Annotated in this window: 23 protein-coding genes; 13 read left to right on the forward strand and 10 right to left on the reverse strand. The window is 41.6% G+C overall.

Annotated features, from left to right (window positions below; all coding sequences use genetic code 11):
* The first annotated feature begins 13 nt into the window (after positions 1-13).
* Complete coding sequence (locus ACU0NF_RS00150; protein ID WP_131383388.1) at positions 14-1,108, forward strand: fatty acid desaturase family protein; 1,095 nt, start codon at positions 14-16, stop codon at positions 1,106-1,108.
* Positions 1,109-1,150: 42 nt separating this feature from the next.
* On the opposite strand, the gene ACU0NF_RS00155 is transcribed toward ACU0NF_RS00150, so the two are convergent.
* The 3 genes from ACU0NF_RS00155 to ACU0NF_RS00165 all read right to left on the reverse strand — a co-directional run bounded on the left by ACU0NF_RS00155 (position 1,151) and on the right by ACU0NF_RS00165 (position 3,373).
* Positions 1,151-1,354, reverse strand: a complete 204-nt coding sequence (locus tag ACU0NF_RS00155) for a hypothetical protein (protein ID WP_131383387.1) — start codon at positions 1,352-1,354, stop codon at positions 1,151-1,153.
* 193 nt (positions 1,355-1,547) lie between these two features.
* Entirely contained in the window at positions 1,548-2,198 is a 651-nt protein-coding gene (locus tag ACU0NF_RS00160; protein WP_445659727.1) for an HAD-IB family hydrolase, read from the reverse strand.
* Complete coding sequence (locus ACU0NF_RS00165) at positions 2,165-3,373, reverse strand: DUF1615 family protein (protein WP_445659728.1); 1,209 nt, start codon at positions 3,371-3,373, stop codon at positions 2,165-2,167. The genes ACU0NF_RS00160 and ACU0NF_RS00165 overlap by 34 nt, the downstream gene beginning before the upstream one ends.
* An 82-nt stretch (positions 3,374-3,455) precedes the next feature.
* Here ACU0NF_RS00165 and dusB point away from each other — a divergent pair, with 82 nt between their 5' ends.
* Positions 3,456-4,478, forward strand: a complete 1,023-nt coding sequence (gene dusB / locus ACU0NF_RS00170) for a tRNA dihydrouridine synthase DusB (RefSeq protein WP_445659729.1) — start codon at positions 3,456-3,458, stop codon at positions 4,476-4,478.
* Positions 4,479-4,789: 311 nt separating this feature from the next.
* Entirely contained in the window at positions 4,790-5,404 is a 615-nt protein-coding gene (locus tag ACU0NF_RS00175; RefSeq protein ID WP_445659730.1) for a hypothetical protein, read from the forward strand.
* Positions 5,405-5,476: 72 nt separating this feature from the next.
* On the opposite strand, the gene ACU0NF_RS00180 is transcribed toward ACU0NF_RS00175, so the two are convergent.
* Positions 5,477-6,520, reverse strand: a complete 1,044-nt coding sequence (locus ACU0NF_RS00180) for an NAD(P)H-dependent flavin oxidoreductase (RefSeq protein ID WP_445659731.1) — start codon at positions 6,518-6,520, stop codon at positions 5,477-5,479.
* Between the two features lie 221 nt (positions 6,521-6,741).
* Between ACU0NF_RS00180 and ACU0NF_RS00185 the strand changes: the two genes are divergently transcribed.
* Genes ACU0NF_RS00185 through ACU0NF_RS00195 form a run of 3 tightly spaced genes read left to right on the forward strand, consistent with a single transcriptional unit; the run spans position 6,742 to position 9,355 of the window.
* Entirely contained in the window at positions 6,742-8,001 is a 1,260-nt protein-coding gene (locus tag ACU0NF_RS00185; RefSeq protein WP_445659732.1) for a putative DNA modification/repair radical SAM protein, read from the forward strand.
* Positions 8,001-8,780: a TIGR03915 family putative DNA repair protein gene (locus ACU0NF_RS00190; protein ID WP_445659733.1), complete on the forward strand. Its 780-nt coding sequence runs from the start codon at positions 8,001-8,003 to the stop codon at positions 8,778-8,780. Before ACU0NF_RS00185 ends, ACU0NF_RS00190 begins: the two co-directional genes overlap by 1 nt.
* Positions 8,781-8,833: 53 nt before the next feature.
* Complete coding sequence (locus tag ACU0NF_RS00195) at positions 8,834-9,355, forward strand: hypothetical protein (RefSeq protein ID WP_445659734.1); 522 nt, start codon at positions 8,834-8,836, stop codon at positions 9,353-9,355.
* Positions 9,356-9,420: 65 nt separating this feature from the next.
* On the opposite strand, the gene ACU0NF_RS00200 is transcribed toward ACU0NF_RS00195, so the two are convergent.
* The 4 genes from ACU0NF_RS00200 to ahpF form a co-directional block, all read right to left on the reverse strand.
* Positions 9,421-10,632, reverse strand: coding sequence for a YeeE/YedE family protein (locus ACU0NF_RS00200; RefSeq protein ID WP_445659735.1), 1,212 nt, complete (start codon positions 10,630-10,632; stop codon positions 9,421-9,423).
* A gap of 139 nt (positions 10,633-10,771) precedes the next feature.
* Positions 10,772-11,473 (reverse strand): VIT1/CCC1 transporter family protein, encoded by a 702-nt coding sequence (locus ACU0NF_RS00205; RefSeq protein ID WP_445659736.1) that lies wholly within the window; start codon positions 11,471-11,473, stop codon positions 10,772-10,774.
* 136 nt (positions 11,474-11,609) lie between these two features.
* Positions 11,610-11,954 (reverse strand): hypothetical protein, encoded by a 345-nt coding sequence (locus ACU0NF_RS00210; RefSeq protein ID WP_131267331.1) that lies wholly within the window; start codon positions 11,952-11,954, stop codon positions 11,610-11,612.
* 207 nt (positions 11,955-12,161) lie between these two features.
* Entirely contained in the window at positions 12,162-13,727 is a 1,566-nt protein-coding gene (ahpF, locus tag ACU0NF_RS00215) for an alkyl hydroperoxide reductase subunit F (RefSeq protein WP_445659737.1), read from the reverse strand.
* A 270-nt stretch (positions 13,728-13,997) separates the two neighbouring features.
* On the opposite strand from ahpF, the gene ACU0NF_RS00220 reads away from it, so the two are divergent.
* Positions 13,998-14,219, forward strand: a complete 222-nt coding sequence (locus ACU0NF_RS00220; protein WP_202736866.1) for a DUF1653 domain-containing protein — start codon at positions 13,998-14,000, stop codon at positions 14,217-14,219.
* A gap of 63 nt (positions 14,220-14,282) precedes the next feature.
* Positions 14,283-14,873: an O-methyltransferase gene (locus ACU0NF_RS00225; protein ID WP_445659738.1), complete on the forward strand. Its 591-nt coding sequence runs from the start codon at positions 14,283-14,285 to the stop codon at positions 14,871-14,873.
* A 94-nt stretch (positions 14,874-14,967) separates the two neighbouring features.
* On the opposite strand, the gene ACU0NF_RS00230 is transcribed toward ACU0NF_RS00225, so the two are convergent.
* Together ACU0NF_RS00230 and ahpC are read right to left on the reverse strand one after the other, a co-directional pair.
* Complete coding sequence (locus ACU0NF_RS00230; protein ID WP_131267327.1) at positions 14,968-15,174, reverse strand: KTSC domain-containing protein; 207 nt, start codon at positions 15,172-15,174, stop codon at positions 14,968-14,970.
* Positions 15,175-15,431: 257 nt separating this feature from the next.
* Positions 15,432-15,995, reverse strand: coding sequence for an alkyl hydroperoxide reductase subunit C (gene ahpC, locus ACU0NF_RS00235; protein WP_131215921.1), 564 nt, complete (start codon positions 15,993-15,995; stop codon positions 15,432-15,434).
* A 568-nt stretch (positions 15,996-16,563) separates the two neighbouring features.
* Here ahpC and hrpA point away from each other — a divergent pair.
* The 5 genes from hrpA (at position 16,564) to ACU0NF_RS00260 (ending at position 26,337) form a co-directional block, all read left to right on the forward strand.
* Positions 16,564-20,451, forward strand: a complete 3,888-nt coding sequence (gene hrpA / locus ACU0NF_RS00240; protein WP_445659875.1) for an ATP-dependent RNA helicase HrpA — start codon at positions 16,564-16,566, stop codon at positions 20,449-20,451.
* Positions 20,452-20,479: 28 nt separating this feature from the next.
* Entirely contained in the window at positions 20,480-21,589 is a 1,110-nt protein-coding gene (locus ACU0NF_RS00245) for a beta-ketoacyl-ACP synthase III (RefSeq protein WP_445659739.1), read from the forward strand.
* Between the two features lie 11 nt (positions 21,590-21,600).
* Complete coding sequence (locus ACU0NF_RS00250; RefSeq protein WP_445659740.1) at positions 21,601-22,359, forward strand: lysophospholipid acyltransferase family protein; 759 nt, start codon at positions 21,601-21,603, stop codon at positions 22,357-22,359.
* A 167-nt stretch (positions 22,360-22,526) separates the two neighbouring features.
* Positions 22,527-24,533 (forward strand): hypothetical protein, encoded by a 2,007-nt coding sequence (locus ACU0NF_RS00255; RefSeq protein ID WP_445659741.1) that lies wholly within the window; start codon positions 22,527-22,529, stop codon positions 24,531-24,533.
* 88 nt (positions 24,534-24,621) lie between these two features.
* The gene (locus ACU0NF_RS00260; protein ID WP_445659742.1) at positions 24,622-26,337 is read left to right on the forward strand and encodes an AAA family ATPase; all 1,716 of its coding nucleotides are present in this window, start codon (positions 24,622-24,624) and stop codon (positions 26,335-26,337) included.
* Positions 26,338-26,341: the final 4 nt, after the last annotated feature.

Consider the following 26,341-nt stretch of genomic DNA (forward strand, 5'->3'; position numbering starts at 1 on the left):
TGAGTCAAATATCATGAATATGCCCGTAAAAATAGAATATTTTAAGAATCCTAAAAATGGTGAGCTCACTCAATCTCAATTAGATGGATTGGCACGTGAGTTAGATGCCATTAAACAAGAAGTGTTGGATGATATTGGTGAAAAAGACGCGAAATATATTCGTCGTGTTTATTCAACCATTCGTTATGCTTCTATTGCTGGACGTGCCTGTCTGTTTGCAGGCTGGTTCCCGCCGGCTTGGGTTTTAGGTACTGGTTTACTTGGCTTTGCCAAAATTATGGAAAACATGGAGCTGGGCCATAATGTCATGCATGGTCAATATGACTGGATGAACGATCCAAAATTCCATGGTCCATCTTATGAGTGGGATATTGTCGGTACAGCGGATAACTGGCGTCAAACCCATAACTATAAACATCACACCTATACCAATATTAAAGGTATGGATGATGATATCGGTTATGGATTGCTTCGACTTTTCCCAGAACAGCGCTGGAAACCTGGCTATTTGTTACAACCAATTTATGCGATTCCATTTTGTCTGTTGTTCCAATGGGGCGTGGCAATTCAAAATCTTGAAATTGGTAAAGTCTTGAAAGGGCGTAAAACCAAAGAGCAAGCGAAACGAGAATGGCGTCCAATGCAACGCAAAATCACTAAACAACTGTTTAAAGATTACGTGTTCTTCCCATTGATTGCCGGTCCGGCAGCTTTACCTGTTTTAGCAGGTAACTTGGTGGCGAATGGCATGCGTAATATCTGGACTTTTAGTATTATTTTCTGTGGTCACTTCACTAAGGATGTTGAAGTCTTCCCGAAAACAGTACTTGAAAATGAAAGTCGTGGACATTGGTATATGCGTCAGATTCGCGGTTCATCGAATTTAACTGGTTCAGAAGCCTTCCATATTTTGACGGGTCATTTAAGTCATCAAATTGAACATCATTTATATCCAGATGTTCCGGCACGTCGCTATCGTAAAATGGCGCCAAAAGTACAAGCTGTTTGTGAAAAGTATGGCTTGAACTACAACAATGCCAGTCTGATCAAACAATATGGCAGCGTGATTAAGCGTATTGCAAAATATGCTTTTCCATTTAAGAAATAAATGAAATTTGAAATAAAAAACCACTTCAATTGAAGTGGTTTTTTATTTATGTATATGAGCTTGAAGCGTTTTAATCAAATGCATGTAATTGCCTTTTTTTGCTTTGCTTAGGACATTTGCAATTTCTTGTTGTGTCCAATTTTGTTTGATTGCCTGGCAAGAAAATAAAGATAACAATAAAAATGGATTTTCGCCAAAACGAATATATATACCTTTCACCAGCTTTGGAGGGTCGAATAAATTCATAATATTGTCTTTCCCTCATGTAGGGCTGCTTATTTAGCTATAAATAAAAATTGTGTGAATGGCATCACTATATATTATTTGATTAGGCTGAATTTTTTATCAATAAAACATTGGTTTAATTTTAATTATTGTTAAATTGTGATAATTATATTTATTATTTAGAAAAAATTAATTTGATTAAACTTCTTTAAAGTTAAATTGCAATTTGAATGCCTGTTGGTAATTTAGGGAGGATTTTATCTACCCCAACCATATAAGCATGATCAGCAAGCGCAAGCATTTCATTATCTTCTATACTATTGCCATAGGCATAAATCACAGCATAATCATCTAAATGATAGTTTTCTAAAATTCGTTGTCTTTTTTGTGCCGAGCTACAATCGGGGGTGGTGTATTGCCCAGTATAGATATTATTGACCTGTTCAGTCTGAGTGCAAATTAAGTCAATATTCAATAAGTTGCAAACATGTTGCAGATAGACATCAACCGATGCTGAAACCAGTACAACTTCATCGCCCAAAGCTTGATGTTGTTTAAGTTGTTTAAGCAATGGCAGATTTAATTGAGACATTAAACTTGCTGCGTAGTCCTGTGCAATCTGCTGTAACTCTAAAGCATCTGCATTGCTAAACATGGCGCGAAATAATTTAGAGCGCATGGCTGGCGCAGGGTAGACATTTAAATAATAGGCTTGAATCCAAGGGAGGATTTTGATGCCTTGTTTGACGATATGTCTTTTTCTTAAAGCATAGAAGATAAACCCTGTGAAACTGTCTTTTTTACACAGGGTTCCATCAAAATCAAAGAGCGCTAAATTTTTATTCTTTTTGCCCGTTGCATACATGATTGATATCTTCCATTTACACGTGTCGCAAACCAGTTGGTATTATATTCACGGCTTAGTTTAGGGCCAGAAATGATCACTTCAGGCATAATTGCATAAATAGGATCTTTGCCTGTTTTCTCCTGATAGAGCTTAGATACAGCACGATAGGTGGCTGTATCTTCAAAACCTTTATTTTTTTCTTTTTTCAAGTCAGAACGAATTTGTCGCGGTGTAACTAAGATATTGTTGGCTGCAAAAACACTGATCAGCTCGCGTTCAGACTGGCTGCCGGCAGAACGGATTGAACCCTCTTTCGTGTAAAGTAATAAGTCGCCATCCAGGTCTAGCTCAGCTGCCGTTAAATCATTCAGCATGCTTTGAAAGGCCGCATTGCGACTTGAATACATGCCAGAGTTATAGTCTGCAAAACGATAAATCGCTTTATCGTAATCGGCAGGGTACATCATTAAACGATGAATGCCGTAATACAAACCACCATATTGGCTATATAAATCGGTCCGTAATTCGGCAATATTGCCGCCTTGACGTTTGTGCTCTTTGGCATAACCAATATGAACCTGCATTGAGCCCAGTGTGGTAATTGGATTTAATTTTTCACCAATGTCTTGTCCAACCAGTTTGGCTGCACCGGTTAATGCACTGACGTGATAATGTTTTGACATATAGGCAAAAATTTCACGATATAATTCATCCAATTCACGTTCGGTTTTAACCCGACGCATTTGGCTTAAATAGTTATCTTCAGGACTCGGCTGATTTTTTAACACTTCCTGGAAATAGCCGGCAACAGTTCCGCCAATTGCATCACCTAATTTATCTTTAAATTTTTCATCCAGACGGTCTTGAACTTCTTTAACCGCTTTTACCCCTAAACCGGGTACTTGCGGGTCGGCAACAAAGTTCGATTCTTGATCGACCACTGCTACAATACTGCAAATATTTTCTTTGGTTTGGGGAATACCGAGCTGGTCACTAATATCAAAAATATCTTTGGCCCATGCGCTACGATCATTGACACGTGGTGGAACAAGGCGCTTGATTTGATCTTCTTCTAGGGTCGGTTCATTATTTTTTGACCACCAGGAGTTATCTCCACATGCCACTAAACTTAGAGATAAAGCCAGAATACTCAAGGATTTAACATGAGATGAAATAAAAAAATTCTTTTTCATAAGGATGAAAACATAGTCCAAAAAGATGAGCCAATACAGTAGATGCAGTATACTATGCCGGTCGAAAAAGTGATGAATTTATATGTATATTGGTCCATATCAGCTGTCAAATAATTTAATTGTTGCTCCTATGGCAGGTGTTACGGATCGTCCATTTCGGACGTTGTGTAAATATTTTGGTGCAGGGCATGCGGTCAGTGAAATGATGACCTCAGACCAAACCTTGCGCATGAGTAAGAAAAGTTTATACCGAGCCAATTTTGATGGCGAAATTGCGCCTATATCTGCACAGATTGCAGGTTCAGACCCGTTCGAGCTTGCCGAAGCGGCGCGTTATCAGGTCGCCAATGGCGCACAGATTGTCGACATCAACATGGGTTGCCCGGCTAAAAAAGTCTGTAATAAATTGGCAGGTTCCGCATTATTAAAAGATGAAGATCTGGTGGCACGTATTTTAGATGCTGTCGTGGCTGCTGTGGATGTACCAGTGACTTTAAAAACCCGTTTGGGTTATTTAAATGGTCATGAAAACATTATGCGGGTAGCGAAACGTGCGGAAGAGGCGGGGATCGCTGCATTGGCCTTGCATGGCCGAACCCGTGAAGATATGTACTTAAATACCGCGCGCTATAGTTTGATTAAAGAAGTCAAACAGATGCTGACTATTCCGGTGATTGCCAATGGCGATATCGACAGTCCTGAAAAAGCCAAATATGTACTCGACTATACCGGCGCTGATGCGGTCATGATCGGGCGTGCGGCACAGGGCAGACCGTGGATTTTCCGTGAAATTTCTCACTATTTAGCCACAGGTACGCACTTGGCTGCACCGAATATCCAAGAAGTGAAAGATGTGCTGTTGGGGCATTTATCTGAACTTTATGACTTCTATGGTGAATATTCAGGTTGCCGGATTTCGCGTAAACATATTGCCTGGTATACCAAAGGCTTACGTTCAAGCAATGAGTTCCGTCAGAACATGTACAAGGTTGAAAGTACGGCTGAGCAGTTCAATGTAGTTGAAGACTATTTCAATCAGTTACTTGCTCAAGGGGAAATTATGAGTGATGTGCAAGTGGAACAGGTCAATTTGCTGCAACCCTGATGTGATCAATATGTAATCAATAATTATAGAAAAATCAATCAAGGTACTGTTGTGGAAACAGTACCTTTTTTATCTTGGGTCATGTTTTTTTCAACACGCCGGTTACATGAAATATCTTCTTATACATAGCGCAGCATTTTATTCACTGAAACTGGACAGGACTTGAACATTATTTACCTGAACTTTCTCTATGCTGAAAGTCTACCTACATAACAAGATGTAATTTCAATCTTGTTCACGCAATTTGTTTAAATAAGAAATTTGTTTAAATAAGAAATTTGTTTAAATAAGAATATCGAGGGAGATGAACAATGACGAATACCAATCGACCAGTTTCAGATATTAATCCTGCAGCTCCTACAGAACGTTCTCCAGAACGCAGTGATGTACTCAATAGCGATTCACTAAAATCTAGTCCACCTACTGATGATAGTGCACGTCCTGACCTGAATTCGCCAGCGACTGAAAGCCATCGGGTTCCAGATATGACCGAAGCGGGTGATCATCTGGCTGCGACCAGTGCCGGTACTGTGGGCGGAGCAGCTGTTGGGGCGACACTGGGTATGATCGGTGGCCCTCCAGGCGCAGTGGTGGGTGGTCTGATCGGGGGGGTCGTAGGCGGACTTGCTGGTAATGACATCGCACAATCTGCCAATCCAGAAGAGGAAGACCATTACTGGAGAGAGCAGCATAAAGATCGACCTTATTTCCATGAGACACGTAATACTTATAATGATCTCGACTATGATCGCGATTATCGTGGGGCTTATCGTCTCGGTTATGAAAACCGTAACCATTACAACGACTTTGATCAGGCTGAACCTGACCTGCGTACTAAATGGGAACAGGCCAAGGATAAATCCCGTTTAAATTGGGAGGAAGCCAAATTTGCAGTAATAGATGCCTGGCATCGTAATACCCGTTAAGTCGTATTCTGTATATATAAAATTTTGCCTAGAAAAAACCTCTCCACGTGGAGAGGTTTTTTGCCGATTTGATTAGGCTTGGCTCATTTCCAGAACCAGCTGGTTAATTAAATCGGGAGCTTCTATTTCTCGAATCTGAGCCACATTGGTTCCTGCCCAGAATGCAGCAAAACCATAATCGCCTTGCGCTGTTGCCGCGGCATTGAGTTGTTTGCCCAAGTCATAGCAATAGGGGTAGGTCGCAACAGCCGGTCGTTCAGGACGATCGATTTGGGTATGCCAGTGATTAATCAGGCCACGGGCAGGTCGGCCAGAAATACTGGCGCTAATTTGGGTAATCGGTTTGCTAAACAGGGCTTTTCGATACGCGGCATTGGCATTGGAACTTTTGCATTGTACGAAAGCAGTCCCCAGTTGAACGGCTGCTGCACCTAACTTGATTAATAACTGGGCTTGCTGTCCATTCATAATCCCGCCAGCAGCCACAATAGGCAAGCGGCAAGACTGTTTGAGCAATTGAACCAAGTCTGAGGTTTTAACAGCACTGTCAAAAGTTTCGTTAAAAATCCCGCGATGTCCACCCGCCTCAATGCCTTGAGCAATAATCACATCTATGCCGGCAGCTTCAATTTCAAGCGCTTCAGCCAGATTGGTTGCCGAAACCATAGTGATAATGCCCGCTTGTTTTAAAGCTTGAATTTGATGGGGATGGGGAATACCAAAGTGAAAACTGACGGCCTTAGGTCGGGTTTCTAAAACCAGGTTTAAATAGTCGTCATGATCTAGAAAGCTGGGATAAATGCATTTTAATTCTGTGGGCGGCACAGCATCATATTTCTTAAATTGCGGTGCCAAATATTGAATCCATTGCTTTGCGGCATCATGGTCGAGTTCTAGACTTTGATGGCAAAAGAAATTTACCTGAAAAGGCTGGTGGGTCAATGCCTGAGTTTCTAAAATTTGTTGACGTGCTGCTTCAACAGAACTTGCGCCCAAACCGAGTGAACCCAAGCCGCCTTGATTGGAAACTTCAGCCGCCAGTTCTGGAGTAGAAACCCCAGCCATCGGGGCCAGGAAAATAGGATGTTTAATCTCGAGTTGTTCTAATAAAGTCATATTCGGCTCCTCCTCCTCATGCATATTACTTTGCCCAAGCCATCCAGATTAAGCAAATCATATTCGTTATTTTCTGGCGAAATAAGATAGGTCTTTGGTAGCCAGCTTAAAAATAAAACGTCAAAACGAAACGTCAGTCTTTGTCGCGTTCAAGATTAGTGAACATCGCGTTATAAAATTAAAATTTATAATGTGTTTTTATCATCAAATGCTGCCTGCTCATGTCTGAACGGATCCGTGAAAAACTGCAAATTTTAGCCGATGCTGCCAAGTATGATGTGTCGTGCTCCTCAAGTGGCAGTAACCGTAAAAATAAGCACAAGGGCTTGGGCAATACCGGTTCCGGGATTTGCCACAGCTATACCGAAGATGGGCGCTGTGTATCTTTATTAAAAATCCTGTTTTCCAATGTCTGTATTTTTGACTGTTCTTACTGTGTGTCACGGCGTTCCAATGATGTGAAAAGGGCTGCCTTTACCGTGCAGGAAGTGGTTGATTTGACCATGAACTTTTATCGCCGCAATTATATTGAAGGCTTATTTTTAAGTTCCGGTATTTTTAAATCGGCAGATTACACCATGGAACGTATGCTGCAAGTGGTGAAAAAATTACGCCTGGAAGAAAATTTTAACGGTTATATTCATCTAAAAACCATTCCTGGAGCATCACAGGAAATCATTACCGAAGCGGGTTTATATGTAGACCGGATGAGTATTAATCTGGAGATGCCGACTGAAGCTGGCTTGCAAAAGTTTGCGCCGGAAAAAAACCATGCAGAAGTGCAAAAAGATTTGGGTATTGTACGTGACCGTTTAATTCAATTTAAAGATGAAGGCAAGCTCATACGCTCCGTTCCTAAGTTTGTTCCAGCAGGGCAAACTACACAAATGGTGGTGGGGGCATATAGTGAAACCGATCAGGACATTATTTTAATGGCGGATCGTCATTACAAGGAATTTAAACTTAAGCGCGTCTATTATTCCGGCTATATTCCGATTAATGAACAAGAAAAAGCCTTGCCTGCGGTTGGATCTGCGCCGCCTTTACTCAGGGAAAACCGTTTATACCAGAGTGACTGGTTAATGCGTTTTTACGGTTTTGATGCGATTGAACTGGTCGATGAAAAGCATCCGAACCTGGATTTAGATGTCGACCCAAAACTGGGTTGGGCATTGCGTCATCCGGAGCAATTTCCTGTCGACTTAAACCGTGCTGATTATCGGATGATTTTACGGGTGCCAGGAATTGGTGTGCGATCTGCAAAAAAAATTGTCCAGGCCCGTCGTTTTGGTCAAATTCATATCGATCAATTAAAACGTATCGGGGTGGCATATAACCGCGCGCAGCATTTTATCCGCTGTGCCGATACGCCAAAATTCATCAAAGACCAGTTACCGAGCCAGATTCGTCATCAAATTCTACAGTCGGGACAGTCAAAATATACTCAGCAACTTTCCCCGCAGTTAGGTTTTGGTTTCTGATGGCAACCTATTGCTTTGATGGCAGTATGACCGGTTTGCTGAGCTGTGTATTTCGTGCCTTTCAATTTAAAGATTTTCAGGTTTATGTCAGCAGTGATGCGCATGCCCAAAAGGGACTATTTGATGATTTTATTCAGGTGGCTTCAAATGATGAGCAGGCACAGCGCGTCTGGCAAGGACTACGGCAAAGAACCTCGGCTCAGAGTCAGCGCAATTTTTACTATACTTTTCTATCTGAAAATCAAGCCGCTTATCAGCACTTGTTTAATTATTGCCTGTATATTTTTCAGCATAAATATAAGGTGGATGAAAATTATGGGCATCCCGATGTTCTGGCTTTGGCCCAGTGGACCAAGCAGGTCGGGCGTGAAAAGCATCGTATGGAAGCATTTGTACGTTTTAAGAAATGTCAGAATGGTTTGTTTTTAAGTCTGGTTCGACCGGATTTTAATGTTCTGCCGTTGATTGAACGGCATTTTAAAGCGCGTTATCAGGACCAGGCCTGGCTGATTTATGATGAAAAGCGTAACTATGGCATTTATTATGACTTGCAAAAGGTTCATCAAGTTGAAATGAATGCCTGTGAGGTGGATGCCAATCTTGCGACTGGTTTTAGCCAATCTTTTAGCGTAGAACTGGACGAGCAAGAATGGCTGTATGATCAGCTGTGGAAAGATTATTTCCGCAGTGTCAATATTGAAGCACGGCAAAACATGAAATTGCACATTCAATATGTACCAAAACGCTATTGGCGCTATATGAATGAAAAGTCAATTTAACTGGATATTTCAGGCATAATGTTGTGCTGTATAAGGTGACTATTAGGCAAGTTATGATCAAGCCGTTAATTTGTGCGACTTTAATTTCAAGTTTATTATTTTCAGCATGTTCAAGCTCTGAACAGCATAAAGCCCCAGTTGATCCTCAGCAATACAAAGTTCAAGATGCCGCAAGTTTGCAACAGCGTTTCGAGACTTTAAATCAACAGTTATCAAAAGATTATCAGGCATTTAAAAAAACCAATAATATTGCCTTTTCAGATCAGTCTGTACTGGATGTCAATCAGCTCAAGACACTGGATCAGAATGCAGTGAGCCGGACCTCATTAAAACCGGTCAAACAGGCCTATTGTGAAATGATGAATGGATATTTTGCCGAGATGTATCATTTGGGCAATCAAAACCTGAATTTAATCGGACAAGTTCAGTTACCCAATATGCAAGCTGAAGACTTGGAAAAAAGTTTTGCAAATGCCGATCAGTTTTATGATTTTATTTTAAATCGCTATACCACATACCGTCAGGCTCAGGAAATAATGGGCTTTGGCTGTAATTTAAAAGCCGCTTTAAACTAAATACTAAAAATAAAATGTATAAAAAGCCCATCACTTGATGGGCTTTTTATAATCTTAAACGGGCTTTAACAACCAGTTAATTTTTCAGGTTGTGGACGTTCACCCGGGAAGAAAATCGGACGAAGTTTGACACCAATGCTATTGCCGATAAAGGCGAAAATCAGCCACAACCAGCCATGTAAACTGCCTGAGGCAATACCGCTGAAGTAAGCGCCGATATTACAGCCATAGGCCAAACGCGCGCCGTAACCTAAGAGTAAACCGCCAATAACCGCAGCAATCAGTGAGCGTTTTGGAATGTTCAGGTTAGGCGCAAATTTACCGGCCAGACTTGCTGCCAACAATGCACCCAGCATAATGCCGAAGTTCATCATCGACGTTATATCGAACCACAATGATTCAGCTAAGGCTTTAGCATTGGCGGGTTGTTGCCAATAAGCCCAAGAAGCAACATCCACACCCATCAAACTCGCAGATTTTGCCGCCCAAACTGCCAGTGCAGAAGTTACACCCCAAGGACGACCGGCTAAAGCCAAGGTGGCAAAGTTGAGCAAGGTTAAAATAATTCCGCCCCAGACCAACGGCCATGGACCACGCAAGAAACGTTTCAAACCTTGGGTTTGCGCTTGAGGTTCAGCTTCAAGTGAACCATGACGTTTTTTCTCAAAATGAATGGTTGCAAATGCAATCCCAGCAAACAGGACAAAACTGATAATGAGTGCAGGAATAACGCCCAAGCTTGAAACAATGGAAATAGGTGCAAGATGAGGCAGGTTAAACCACCAGTCTAAATGCGTGGTTGCAATTAGAGAGCCGAGGCAGAAGAAAATCAGCGTTACGATCATGCGGGCGCTGCCACCGCCTACGGTGTAGAGCGTACCGGATGCACAACCGCCGCCTAATTGCATGCCTATACCAAAGATAAAAGCACCAATCATCACGGACATGGAAACAGGGCTGACATTGCCTCTGACAGGATTGCCAAATAACTCGCCTGCGCCTAAAGCCGGGAAGAATAGCAATACCGCAAGACCCAGCATAATCATTTGTGCACGCAAGCCACGACCACGACGTTCTTTAATAAAAACACGCCAGCTGGATGTAAAACCAAATGAAGCATGATAAAGCGTCATGCCCAAGGCACCGCCAACCAGGAACAATAAGGCTTGATTCAGCCCAACCACTTGATAGGCACCGAGTGTACCCACCAATAATAGAAAAAGAGCAACCCAGATCGATAGATTAGATCGATCAGATTTTGCAGCGATAACAGTCATGGGAGTATAAAATTAAATAAATGAATAGTGATATTTTAATCGATTATTCACGTATACATAGTATTAAAACTTATAGATTATAAGTAATTTAATTGAGAATAACTGATTTGTTATATTGATTAAAATCATAATAAATCAATTAAAATGTAGAGACATTAAATAAAGAACCAATCGCGCTGGAAAATATCATGGCAAGAATTCCCCATAGTGTCACCCGTAAACTGCCCTTGAGCATTGAAGTACCAGCGAAATGACTAGATAACGCACCCAGTGCAGCCAGCGATAGAATTCCAACGATCATGACGGTGTTTGCCACATATTGTTCGGGACTAATTAAAATCGAGAACATGGGGAATAGGGCACCCAGTGCAAAGGCAAGGGCAGAAGAACCTGCTGCTTGTAGTGGATTGGCAGCTGTATTTTCATGAATGCCAATCTCATCACGGGCATGCGCCTCTAAAGCATTATTCGCCGTCAGTTGCACTGCAACTTCATGGGCAAGTTCAGGTTTTAAGCCTCGCATGACATAAATTTGAGTCAGTTCTTTCAGTTCATGGCCCGGATTACGCTCTAGCTCACGTGCTTCCATATGTAAATCCGCTTTTTCAATATCGACTTGTGACTTGACAGAAATATATTCCCCTGCGGCCATGGAGCTTGCCCCTGAAATCAGGCCTGCTACACAAGTGACCAATAAGGTTTGGGTTGAAGCACCGCTGGCGGCCATCCCCATGATTAAACTGGTGACTGAAATAATCCCATCATTTGCACCCAGTACTGCTGCGCGAAGCCAACCTGTTCTATGAATATAATGTTGTTCGCTATGATGAGAATATGACATCTAAACATGCTCTTAAAAAGTATTGGCACTTCAACCATATAGGAAATTGAAAGCTAAAAGCAAGATTGGAAAAATAAACAAGATTGGAAAATAAAAAAGCTCCTGATCAGGAGCTTTTTTAGTTCAACAGTTACACTTATTGTTGAGCTCTTTCTTTAACGTTAGCAGCGCCATTTTCTACAGCACCGGCAGTTGCTGCAGTCGCATCTTTCGCTGCTTCTTTGGCATCCTCTGCAGCATTTTCGGCACGGTCAGCAGCAGTATTTGCGGCTTCTGCAGTGGCATCAGCTGCATTATCCATTGCTGTTGCAGTGTCATTCGCTGCTTCAGAAGTTGTATTAGAAATATCATGACCTGCCTGATTAGCAGCGCCTTCTAAATGTTCACCAGTCGTTGCACCTGTTTCAGGCGCCTTGTCTTTGTTACAACCAACTAAAGCAACAGTAGCAGCAAGACCTAAAGCAACAAGTAATTTATTCATTTTCATCTATCCTTCTAATTGTTTTACCCATAAAGAAAAGATGGGATAAAGCGAATATAATCGAAAAGTCGTCTAAATAACGCTCTAAAATTGTTAATTAAATGTAACGTTTGGTGAAAAAACTTGAGTTAAAAAAAAGGCTTATATCTACAGATAGATATAAGCCTATGTTTATTTTATCCAAAGTTAATTGCTTGGATAATGCAATTATTGCCCAGAACGGATAATGTAATCGAATGCTGAAAGCGATGCTTTCGCACCTTCACCTGTGGCAATGATGATCTGTTTGTACGGCACCGTAGTACAGTCACCTGCAGCAAACACACCCTTGACGCTGGTTTCGTTGCGCTCGTTAATCACGATTTCGCCGCGGTTGCTTAATTCCACTTTAGATGCTTTCAGGAAATCGGTGTTTGGCAACAGACCGATCTGTACAAAGATCCCGGCAAGTTCAACAGTTTTAATTTCATCAGTGGCACGGTCTTTATATTTCAGTGCAGTCACCTGTGAACCGTCACCGACCACTTCTGTAGAAAGTGCATTCATAATCACCGTGGTATTCGGCAAGCTGTTGAGTTTGTCTTGCAATACCTGGTCGGCACGCAGTTTGGTATCAAATTCAACTAAAGTCACATGCTCGACAATACCCGCAAGGTCAATCGCTGCTTCCACACCCGAGTTGCCGCCACCAATCACTGCAACACGTTTGCCTTTGAATAATGGACCGTCACAGTGCGGGCAGTACGCCACACCACGGGTTTTATATTCCTGCTCACCCGGAACATTCATTTCTCTCCAGCGTGCACCGGTAGAAAGGATAATGGTTTTTGATTCTAACTTCGCGCCATTTTCCAAAGTCACTTCAACCAGACCGTTGGCGGTTTCATCGGCACCTTTAATGGCAGCCACTTTTTGCAGGTTCATGATGTCGACATCATAAGCACGCACATGCGCTTCCATTTCAGCGGCAAATTTTGGACCTTGAGTCTTTTGTACTGAAGTGTAGTTTTCAATGTCCATGGTATCCATGACCTGACCACCGAAGCGTTCAGCTACAATCCCGGTTTGAATGCCCTTACGTGCCGCATAGATCGCAGCTGTGTTGCCTGCAGGGCCACCGCCAATCACCAGTACATCGAATGCGCCTTTGGCATTGAGTTTTTCAGCCTCTTTGGCAGATGAGCCTGAATCCAGTTTGGCCACAATTTCTTCCAGCGTCATACGGCCCTGACCAATGTGCTCGCCATTCTGGAACAGCATTGGAACCGCCATGATTTTGCGCTCTTCCACTTCGTCCTGGAAAAAGGCCCCGTCAATCATGGTCGCGGTTGTACCCGGATTGTTGATCGCAATCAGGTTTAAGGCTTGCACCACGTCCGGACAGTTATGGCAGCTTAAGGATACGAACACGTCAAAGTCAGAGCTTAAATTCAAGCCCTTGATTTGAGCCAGCACTTCATCAGAGACTTTCGGTGCATAACCGGAAACCTGCAGCAATGCCAGGATCAAAGAGGTAAATTCATGTCCCATCGGCAAGCCGGCAAAGTTCACGCGCGGCTGTTCACCGACTTTGGCAATCCCGAAGCTTGGGGTACGCTTGTTGCTGCCGTCAAAACGGGCAGTGACCTGATCCGACAATGCCGCAACCTCAGTCACTAGTTCCTTGATCTTGTCCGATTTGTCAGATGAATCGAGAGATGCCACCAGTTCAATCGGGCTTTCCAGACGTTGTAATAAGGTTTTAAGTTGCGCTGAAGTGTTTTGGTCTAACATGGCTAACGTCTCCAAGGGAGTAAATGTTTATTTAATAAAGCTATATTAGTGCAAATTATTAAATAGGTAAAACAATTCATTTTAATATAAATAATCGGATAAATAGATTGTGCGAATATTTACTTGACTTAACTTTCTACACTAAAGATGAGGGTTTAATGTGAATATTCAAGTATTTATTGGATATTTTAGGCAAAGAAACAGATTTGTGTCATGACTAGCAGAAATTTTGATTATGATGAGCGCAAGTATTTTAAGAGGTAACAAGTAATGAACCTTAAATCTGGGATTTATCAACATTATAAAGGCAATTTATACCAGGTGTTTCATGTGGCAACCCATAGTGAAACGCGTGAAAAGCTTGTGGTGTATCAATGCCTATATGGTGATTATTCCATGTGGGTGCGTCCTTTAGAGATGTTTCAGGAAACGGTCACCCTTGCGGATGGTCAAACCCTTCCGCGATTTAAATTGATTCAAAAAACGTCTTGAATCTAGATTTCTGGCATAGATAAGTTAGACTCAGAATAACCGGTAAAGATAGGGACATCTGCTATGAGCATGAGTTTGACTTTTCAACAACGCATGCAAGAGCTGTATCAAAGTTTTATCAAATTTGATGCGTTACAACATGAGCGTATTCAGCGTTATCGAAATATTGAACCTGATTCTGCATTATTTTTGGCGATGCAAATTCGTATCCAGCAATCGAAATCAATTTTAGAAATTGGTACTTCGACAGGCTATTCAACTTTATGGCTGGCAAATGCCGCGCAAACCACTCAAGGACAGGTAACTACAATTGAAATAGATCCATCACGCACAGCTCAAGCACAACAATATGCTCAAGAGTTGGGATTAGATGAGGTGATTGATTTCTGGGTAGGCGATGCGCAAAAATTTCTGGAAAAGTGTACCGATCAATATGACTTTATTTTATTAGATGCCGAACGCGATGCGTATGTCGGTTACTGGACGTATCTGCAAAATATGATTCAGTTACAAGGCGGGATTTTGATTGTCGATAATGTCATCTCTCACGCGGCAGAAGTGAAAAGCTTTATTGAACTGGTCAAAAATGATGGGCGTTTTATCACCATGACGCTGTCTATAGGCGCAGGTTTGTTTATGATTTGCTATAAATAAAATAAGATCAGCATATCGCTAGACTTTAAATCATAAATCAGGGAAATTGCCCTGATTTAGCGTATCTGACTTATATTACTGAATCTGACTTAGATTACTGAATTGAAATACGGGTGAATTGGACATCGTATTCCAAGTATTTATGTACAAAAGCGGTTTTATCATTACAGCGCAACAAATTATTATAGATAAATTCAGGAACCGGATGATACAACTCGCCTGATCCGTTGTTATAAAAAATTTTCAAATAACGTGAAGATGCATTGTATTTATAAGAAGTGACGACAAGCATTGTTCCCATAAGCGCTCCTTATTGTTTAGTTCAATCATACAGCATGGTGTTGACTGCATAGTTTGAAACTAAGATAAAAAGATCAGGGCATGTATAGCAAAATTGTAATATATCTAATAAAAGAATGCTGTTATATCAACAGTTATGAAGCTTTTAATTGAGCTGATAAATTGAATATTTAACGTTTTATATAGTCCATAAAATATCGTCCATAAAAAACCACGCTAAAAAGCGTGGTTTTTTGAATCAGTTCAATCTAAAACGAATTAGATTTTACCAACTAGGTCGATTGAAGGAGCAAGAGTTGCGTCGCCTTCTTTCCATTTAGCTGGGCAAACTTCACCTGGATGAGCGTGAACGTATTGAGCTGCTTTAACTTTACGAAGAAGTTCTGAAGCATCACGGCCAACACCACCAGCGTTGATTTCAACGATTTGGATTTTACCTTCTGGATCGATAACGAAAGTACCACGATCTGCAAGGCCGTCAGCTTCGATTAATACGTCGAAGTTTTTAGCAAGCGTCCAGTTCGCATCACCCACCATTACATATTGGATTTTTTTGATTTCTTCTGAAGAATCATGCCAAGCTTTGTGAGTGAAGTGAGTGTCAGTAGAAACTGAGTAGATTTCAACGCCTAATTTTTGGAATTCAGCGTAGTTGTCTGCAAGATCACCAAGTTCAGTTGGGCAAACAAAAGTGAAGTCAGCTGGGTAGAAGAATACTACAGACCATTTGCCTTTAAGATCAGCTTCAGTTACTTCAATAAATTGACCATTTTGGAATGCAGTTGCTTTAAATGGTTTAACTTCTGTATTAATTAAGCTCATCATTGTCTCCATGATTGAGGTTTGTATTTGATATCCAAAAGAATAACGAATTTTTTGTTATTGCTGAAACAGTATTTTTACATAATTGAAATCGGAAAAACCGAATTAACTAAGATAAAGCCCACCATTTCACCAAATCTGATTCCTTTATCTCTTCAGCCATATAAAAAGAACTGAATGACAAAACATCAGTTTTTCAGCTTGCCTAACAAGATGAAGGCTCAAGGGCTAAAATTCAAGGGTAAATTTTTTAAATTAAATTTCTTTTTGCAGAATGAATCATTTTTAAGATGATTAATCACTATAAAAGGAAATATATAAACATTTTTAAGGATTATGAATAGCATAATTCTTGTTATACAAGCGGATTTTAGCGGCTATCCAAGAAGATTTTAGCGTAGTTGGTGATCTATTTTTTATGGTTTTGAAGATTCTTTACATCAAACTTCCTCAATAAACATTGCACTGTCTTTCTCTCTGGAGCGTTACAGCGTAAAATATTCAGTTCAATTTTTTGTTTTGGGATAAATTATCTGTGTTAAGTCATTTAAATGTAGATCAATGGGTCATGGCACGTGACCGTCATCGTTTAAATCGACTACGCAAAGGTAAAGATGCCAATGAAAAGCAATATCAGGAATTATTAGAAAAATCCAATCATAAAGTTCGTGAGCGTCTGTCACGTGTCCCGAACATCAAACTGAACCAAGACCTGCCGGTTACACAATATAAAGACAAGCTGATTGCAGCAATTCAACAGCATCAGGTGATTATTGTGGCCGGGGAAACCGGTTCGGGTAAAACGACGCAGTTACCGCAAATTGCCATGCTGGCCGGGCGTGGTTTAACCGGAATGATTGGACATACCCAACCACGACGACTGGCTGCACGTAGCGTATCGCAACGTATTGCTGAAGAAGTCGGTGAAAAGCTGGGTGAATCGATTGGTTTTAAAATCCGCTTTAATGAACAAGGTTCGCAAGATTCTATTGTCCGTTTAATGACGGATGGTATTTTGCTGGCGGAATTGGCTAATGACCGCTTCCTCACCAAATACGACACGATTATTATTGATGAAGCACATGAGCGTTCACTCAATATCGACTTTATCATGGGCTATTTAAAACAGCTTTTGCCTAAGCGTCGTGATTTAAAAGTCATCATTACTTCAGCAACCCTAGATGTAAACCGTTTTAGCAGTTACTTTTTTGATGCCCCAATTTTTGAAGTCGAAGGGCGCAGTTTCCCGGTAGAACTTCGTTACCGCCCAATTTCAGAAATGACCATTGGTGGTAGTGATGACGATGAGTTTGATGACTTTGAAGAGAACCTGCCCCGTGCAGTGGTTCAAGCGGTCAATGAGTGTTTTCAGGATGCGCAGGAAAAAGGTCATCCGGAACATGCCGATATCCTGATTTTTGCCAGTACCGAACAGGAAATTCGCGAACTGCAGGAAACCTTGCAAAAGCATGGTCCACGGCATACCGAGATTTTACCCTTATATGCACGCTTAGCTTTGGCTGAACAGCAAAGAATTTTTAATCCGGGTGGCAGTGGACGACGTATTATTATTGCCACCAATGTGGCAGAAACCGCTTTAACCGTACCGAATATCCGTTATGTGATTGACAGCGGTTTTGCGCGTATTTCACGTTATAGCTATCGTTCACGTGTGCAACGTTTACCGATTGAAGCGGTGTCTCAAGCGGCAGCCAACCAGCGTAAAGGCCGTTGTGGTCGTATTGCACCGGGTGTCTGTATTCGACTTTATTCAGAAGATGATTTCCTGAGCCGACCTGAGTTTACCGAGCCAGAAATCAAGCGTACCAATTTAGCCTCGGTCATTTTGCAGATGCAAAGTTTGAATCTGGGTGATTTGGAAAGTTTTGACTTTATTGAGCCACCGGATCATCGTCTTGTGAATGACGGTCGCAAGCTGCTGATTGAGCTTGGGGCAATGCATGAGAAAAACTCTGCTAAAGTTGAAGAAGGAAAATTATCTTCAAAATCTAGTGTTTCTAAGAATGTAGCAACACAAGGCGGACTAACCAAAATCGGTCAGCAAATGGCGAAGATGCCGATTGACCCGCGTTTGGCCCGTATGATTTTAGGTGGTGCACATTTTGGTGTGCTGAATGAAGTTCTGATTATTGTTGCAGCACTGGCAGTACAAGATCCGCGTGAACGCCCTGCAGATAAGCAAACTCAAGCCGATCAAAAACATGCGTTATTTAAGGAAGGCGATTCTGACTTTTTGTTTTACATCAAGTTATGGGAAACCTTGCAGAATAACCGTACTTCAATGAATGAAAACAAACGGCGTAATTTTGCCCGTCAGCACTTTTTAAGCTGGTTACGTTTACGTGAATGGAAAAAAACTCACGAACAATTGACTGAATTGGCTCAAGGGTTAAAGCTTTCATTTAATGAGAAAAAAGCCAGTTATGAAAACTTGCACCGTGCGTTATTGACCGGTTTGCTTTCGTTTATTGCCAATAAAACCGATGAAAAAAATGTCTATATGGCAGTGCGTCAGCAAAAAGCCCGCATTTTTCCGGCATCGACTTTGCATAAGGCGGGTGCATCCTGGGTAATGGCTTTTGAGATGGTGGAAACCTCTCAAGTGTATTTGCGGACTTTGGCGAAAATTGAACCTGAATGGATTTTGCTGGCAGCGCGTGATTTGCTGAAACATCACTATTTTGAGCCGCATTGGTCGAAGAAAGCCGGCATCGTCAATTGTTATGACCAGATTTCATTGTTTGGTTTAATTATTGTACCGAAACGTTTGATGAACTATGAAAAGGTCGATCAGCCGGCAGCACATGAGATTTTCCTGCGAGATGCCTTAACCACAGGTCACTTAGGTATTACACCACCATTTTTAAAGCATAATTTGCTCAAGCTTGAAGAAGTGGAGCGTGTGGAAGATAAGCTGCGTCGTCGTGATCTGGTGGTCGATGAAGAAACCATCTATCAGTTCTATGCATCCAAGGTCCCTGAAGAGGTCGCCAGCCGACGAACCTTTGAAGACTGGCGTGCAACGGTTGAGCCGCAAAGTCCGCGTTATTTATTTGTCGATGATGATGCGTTGTGGATGAATGACCGTCCAACAACACAGCAATTTCCTGATTATCTGCACAACGGTTCTTTACGTCTGGCAGCGAGCTATCGCTTTGACCCAAGCCATGATGAAGATGGAGCCACGGTTAAAATTCCGGTACAGGCATTGCCGCAGGTGGATGAAAATATCTGGTCGTGGGGCATACCGGGCTGGCGTCAGGATTTGATTGAAGCATTGTTAAAATCACTGCCTAAAGATAAACGTCGTAATCTGGTGCCGATTCCAGATACTGCGCGTAAGCTGATGAACGGGATTGATGCGGTACATTTACGTGAGCACATTTTCAGTTATTTAGCTTTTCAGTTACGTGGCGAGCAAATTACGGCTAAAGATTTCTCCTTTGATCGGGTGGATCAGTACTTGTTGCCATTCATTAAAGTCATAGATGAAAAAGGTCGGGTGCTTGAAAAAGGCCGCGATCTGGCTGAACTTAAAGCACGTTGCCGTACCGAAACGCATAGTCCGGTGAAACAGCTTAAGGGCGAGTTTAAAACCTTCCCGGATAATTTTACTTTTGAAGCCTCGCAAAAAGTGACAGGGGTGATTGTTAAGCAATATCAAGCTTTAGTGCCAACCAAAGCATTTGCACAACTCGATGCGAAAGATGAATCGGGTGTGGTGATCCAAACCTTTAATGATCAGGCTGAAGCGATTCGTCAGCACCGCGAAGGAGTGATTCGTCTGGTTTATATGCAGTTGGGAGATCTGATTCGTCAGCTTAAAAAACAGATTTCAAAACCCTTGGCTTTGGCCTATTCACCGCTGGGTGACAAGGCTAAACTTGAGCAGATGTTAGTTTATGCCACACTGCAGATGACAATAAATGAGCTTCCTGTCAATGCTGAAGAGTTTCAAAACTTGATTTTAAATGTAAAAAAATCTTTCCTAACGCATGGGCAAGAGGCATTATTGATACTCAGTGATATTTATATCCAGTGGCAGGATATTCGTCGGAAATTGTTGGTTTTAGACGATTCTCTGTTTGGGAAAAATATCGATGACATTGAGGATCAGCTTGATTTGATGAATCTTTCCGACTTTGTGTATGTGAAATCTTCGGACATATGGCAGGAATTCCCACGTTATTTAAAGGCGTTGGTCTTGCGTTTGGAGCGCTTGCCAAATAACCTACAAAGGGACAATTCTGCCATTGATCAAGTTGACCCATGGATGGAAAAATTATTTAAGTTTAAAAATGACGCTCGCCTGAAAGAACTGTACTTCATGATTGAAGAATTTCGCATTAATCTGTTCTCACAGCCAATGAAAACAAAGATGCCGATTTCTCCAACCAGATTGCAAAAAGTATGGGATCTGTTAGGCATCAGTTAACATAGCGGGATATTAACAGGAGTTTTACATGGGCATTCGTATTACAGGTACTGGTCTTTATCATCCAGAAGAAGCCATTAGCAATGAAGAATTAGTGGCAAGTTTAAATGCTTATGTGGAACAGTTTAACCACGACAATGCTGACAAAATCGCAGCCGGTGAAATTGAAGCGCGTCGCGGTTCAAATGCAGAATTTATTGAAAAAGCATCCGGTGTTAAAAGTCGTTATGTTGCTGAAAAGTCAGGTATCCTAGATCCAAAACGTCTTCATCCGCATTTGCGTGAACGCAGCAATGATGAACTTTCCATTCAAGCGGAATGGGGCGTGACTGCGGCTAAACAGGCAATGGAAAATGCCGGTGTCACTGCCGAAGATATCGATGTGGTGATTCTATCATGTTCAAACATCCAGCGTGCTTATCCTGCTGTAGCGATTGAGATTCAAACGGCTTTGGGCATTGAAGGCTATGCCTATGACATGAATGTGGCATGTTCTGCGGCGACATTTGGCTTAAAACAGGCTGCTGATGCCATCAAAACTGGCGCACGTCGTGTATTGCTGGTAAATGTGGAAATTACTTCGGGCCATACCGATTTCCGTTCACGTGACTGTCACTTTATTTTTGGTGATGTTGCAACCGCGTCAATTATTGAAGATACCACTGCTAAAACCGGTTTTGAAATTGTAGATACGCATTTATTTACCCAATTCTCAAACAACATTCGCAACAACTTCGGTTACTTGAACCGTAGTGAAGATGCGGTTGCAGATGACAAACTGTTCCGCCAAGACGGTCGTAAAGTCTTTAAGGAAGTTTGTCCGCTGGTTGCGAAAATCATTACCAAGCAACTTGAGAAAAATGAGATTGCACCAACCAAGGTCAAACGTTTTTGGTTGCACCAAGCCAATGCCAGCATGAATGACCTCATTTTAAAATATGTAGTCGGTAAAGATGCAGATCGTGCACTGGTGCCGATTATTTTGGATGAGTTTGCCAATACATCTTCTGCAGGTGTGATTATTGCTTTACACCGTACTGCAGATGAAGTGAATGATGGCGAGTACGGCGTACTTTGCTCATTTGGTGCGGGTTATTCTGTTGGTTCGATTCTTGTGCAAAAACACGTTGTTGCATAAGGAACAATATATTGCAGGTTGAGCATGATGCCAAATGGATCAAACGCCTAAGTGCGTTGTCCAAACAGTATTTCACACCCAGCTTTTTCGGTGCTGAACATATTGATGCATCCAAACCTGCAATGTATGTCGGTAATCACACTTTATATGGGATATTTGATTCACCGATCCTGATTGATTACCTGTATAACCAACATAAAGTGGCTGTGGTCAGTATTGCTGATCATGGTCATTTTTATTTGCCAGGCTGGCGCACCCTGTTTAAAAAATTTGGTGCAGTCGACGGTAATAAAGAATATATCCGTGCCGCGATGCAGCAGGGTTATTCGATCCTGGTCTTTCCGGGCGGCGGTCGGGAAGTGTTAAAAAGAAAAGGCGAGGCCTATCAGCTGATCTGGAAGCAGCGTTATGGTTTCTTAAAACTGGCGCAAGAATTTAACTACGACATTGTTCCATTTGCAGCTTTGGGGGGCGATGAAGTCTTTGAACTCGGTTTTGATGCAAATCAGATTGTTGAAAGTCAATGGTTTCAAAAGCTGTTGAAAGTACCTCAACTGGATAAATTACTCCGGCATGGCGATGTGATTCCGTCCTTACCTAAAAACCTGATTCCAAAACGCTTACCTTTTTATTTTCAGTTTATGCCACGGCAAAATTTAATGCATATTGAAAATGCTGAACAATTAGCAGATTTTCGTGAGCAGATTCAGCAACACATTTATGCCGGATTAGAACACTTAAAACAACAACGAGAAGTTGATAAAGTTTGAATAAGCTTAGTGAATATTTTAGTTCTAGCGTTTTTTTATAATTCATTATCAAATCGTTAAGCCTAGATGAATTGCCGAGAGGTTTGATTAAATTCTCAAGTCAGCATACAGTAGCTTCATTCTATTATTAAATTCATCTTAGGATGCTTGTTTAATTTGAGGCGAGTATGGAACAGGGGCGTTTAGTACCGCAGTATCAATTGGTTGCGAAACAGTTACTCAGAATTTCTAAAAGTCTAAATGAGATTTTTCAAGATCAGCTCAATATTGCTTTTGATCTGAATGCGCAAAACATGTTTCGTATTGATCAAGAGCGGCATGCAGTACACGTCGCCAATGGCTTGTTTCAACTTCAATTTCATGCACCAGAATCCCATCTAAAAAGCATTTTGCAGTGTGATTTTACTTATTCGGGGCAAAAAGCAGAAGCATTAGAAGAATTCATATTACATGACCTGTATTTTTTAACCGGTGATTTAAAGCCGCAACATTCTCTTTTTCTGCGTCAAAAAGCCCAACAATTACGACAGTTATTACTCGAGCAGATTTATGTATGGGTTAATGGCGCTGAACGGATCAGTACTTATTTAAAATATCTGCGCGTAGATGAAGCTGAAATTATTGATCAACTAATGATGAATGCAGGGATTTATCATTCAAAAGTTTTGACTGATTATGTGCTAAATAAAACAGCTGTACCTGAGACTCTTGTGCAAATGCTGCAACAGATTTGCTCGATTCAGGTGGTCTGTGGGGATGAGTTTTTAGCGCTACAGCCATTGATGGAATGTCTGGATGAATTTTGTTTTAGCGCCTCGCAGTTTTTACCTGCTGCCATGTATCGCATTATGGCACTGTCATTTGAAGAGCGTTTTAATTTAAATGAGTTAATTGAACATCAAGATGATATTCAGCTGCTATATCGTCATGCACAAGAAAAAGCACAATTATTAGGTTTTGTCCGTTTAATGCGACGCGAACTTTGGCAACGTGATGATTTATTGTCAAAGCATAATTTTCTTCACGCCAGCTCTACAGTCTGGCAGAAAAAAGTCGCCAAACTGCCATTATTTGATTATCCACGTACAGTGAACTGGCTGTTTAAACAATCTGGTGATGTGCTGGATTGGCTAAGTCGTCATATTCAGCACAGCAGTGTCAGGGTCGCCGTGACGGCTTTAAGTTTTCTAGATACCAGTCAGGTTCACCCGCAAGTCATTTTAGCCACCTTGCAGTATTTTCAGCATTCTTCAGCACGCATGTTTATTCATAGTTGTCACTATTTTGCGATGCAGGAAGAATGGTTTAAACATGAAAATAATCAGAGTGTGGTGTTAAAAGGGCAGCGACAAGCCCTGGATGATCATCGGATCGCGATTAGTCCTTCTATTTTGTACTTGGATGAATGGATGGAACTGATGCGCAGTGTCGCCAAAGGCAATGAGCAAACCGTCAAGAAGATCTATTTGCGTTTAAGTCGGGTGATGCAGGCGTATATGTTGCATCTACAAAAAATAACCCAGGCATTACCTGAAGATCTGATGTTTTATCTCCGTCCGGACGCCCATCAGAACCGTGATTTTTATCCTGTATTACAGCGCTATAAAATGCAGCTGGATGCGTTTAGGCAAATCTTTTATTTACGTGGTCGGCATACCAGAGTGTCAGTTTTTGATTCCTATGTACGAGATTATTTGGTCGATTATTTTAGCGACAATAAAACGATTCTGAAAAGTATGACGTGGATGGGTCTGTTTCATCAAGCCATTCACTGGCATGATCAAATCCAGAAACAGGAAATTATTGCCCAGTTAAAGAAAAATTATGCTGAAGCTGTGTGGCAACCGCTCATGGTTGAGAAAAAGACTCAGTTTGCAGGCTGGAGCTTTGAAGAACTGGCAGATTTAGACCGAATTATCGAAGAATCTAAAAGATGCCATCATTGCCTAGCAGTCAGTTATGCACAGCGTATTATGGAAGGGGAATATGTGGCTTTTCATATGGCTTCACAATCAGGTACACATCATATGACTCTAGGCTGTAATCTGCGAGATGGGCAGTTGCTCTATGACCAGCTGGAATATCCGCATAATCAAAAAGCTGAATATCTTTTTGTAAAAATCGCTTTACAGTTTATCTCCTGGTTAAATTTACAGTTAATCGAGTTTAAGTGACAGTTGCTGTCGTTAAACTTTTTTCTGTGCTTAACTTTTAGGGAAAAAATCGGTAGGCTATAGCCGTTAATTTACGGTTATAGGTCTTATGAAACAAGAAACTGCACTCAAGCTTTTAAAAGCGGGCGAAAATGTCTTTTTAACAGGTTCGGCTGGTGCAGGGAAAACCTATACGCTCAATCAGTACATCAACTATTTAAAAGCCCGTAAAGTACCGGTGGCGATTACTGCATCGACCGGTATTGCGGCAACCCATATGAATGGCATGACCATTCATACCTGGGCAGGCATTGGCATCAAGGATTTTTTATCCGATGCCGACCTGAAAAACATGAAAGAGCGCAAATACCTAAAAGAGCATTTGGAAAATGCCCAGGTGTTGATTATTGATGAAATCTCCATGTTGCATGCCAAGCAGCTGAATCTGGTCAATCAGGTGCTTAAATATTTCAAAGAAAGTGATGAAGCCTTTGGCGGCATCCAGGTGATTGTTGCAGGTGACTTCTTCCAGTTACCGCCAGTCGGTAAGAATGACGAACGCAACCGCGATAAATTCTGCTTTATGTCCGATGCATGGGTCGAGGCGAAATTCCGCGTTTGTTATTTGACTGAGCAGCATCGTCAAGGCAACGATTATTTAAATGACATCTTAAATGCGATTCGTAGTCAAAGCATTACTGCGGAACATTTACAGGCTTTAGAGCAAACCCGACAGCAAGAGATTGGTGAAACCTTTACCCGTTTATATACCCATAATATGGATGTGGATGCGATTAACTTTAAGCATCTGAATGCCATTGAAGCGGATGAGCGACAGTTCGAAGCGGTATGTGATGGTAATGACAAATTGATTGAAACTTTAAAGTCGTCAGTGCGTGCGCCTGAAAATCTCACCTTAAAGAAAAATGCCAAAGTCATGTTTGTAAAAAACAACTTTGATATGGGCTATATCAACGGCAGTTTAGGCGAGGTGATTGGCTTTGAAGAAGATGATGATCATGGCATTTTACCAAAAGTGAAGCTCACTGATGGCACGGTACTGATTGTCCCGCCCGAAACTTGGTCGGTGGATAACGATGCCGGTAAAACCATTGCCAGTTTTCAGCAAATTCCACTGCGTCTGGCCTGGGCGATTACCATTCACAAGTCTCAGGGCATGACCCTCGAAGCGGCTGAAATTAATCTGGCGCATACTTTTGAGAAAGGTCAGGGCTATGTCGCAATATCACGGTTAAAAGCCTTAAGTGGTTTAAAACTGCTTGGCATTAATGAGCAGGCTTTAGAACTGGATAATCTGGCGATTAAAGCCGATCGGCGTTTTCAGGAATTATCCAGTGAAGCGGAAAATCATTTTGAATCGATTGATTTAGCGCCGCAACATAAAGCCTTTATACGTCATTGCGGCGGGACCTTGAATGAAACTGAAATTCAGCGCAATGAAAAGAAAATTGCCAAAAGCGGCGGTAAAACCAATTATGCCACCGCTACACTGGATGAAACGCGCGAGCTTTTTGTTGAAGGCTATGAAATTCAGGATATTGCGGTTGAGCGCGGATTAACGCCGGCAACCATTATTAATCATCTCGCCAAATTGCATAAAGAACAGGGTCTGGATATTTCTGTGGCACATCCGGGCGAAGAAGTGGTTGAACAGGTGCGGAAAATTTATAAACGCTTAATGAAGCGTCAAAGTCCGGAACATTTTAGTGAAGATGGCGTGATTAAACTGCGCCCAATCGTGGAAGCGACTACACCGCGTATGGGTTATGATCAAGTGCGTCTGGCTTTACTTTTTGTTGAATAAGTTC

It is taken from the genome of Acinetobacter sp. F16, assembly GCF_052712855.1.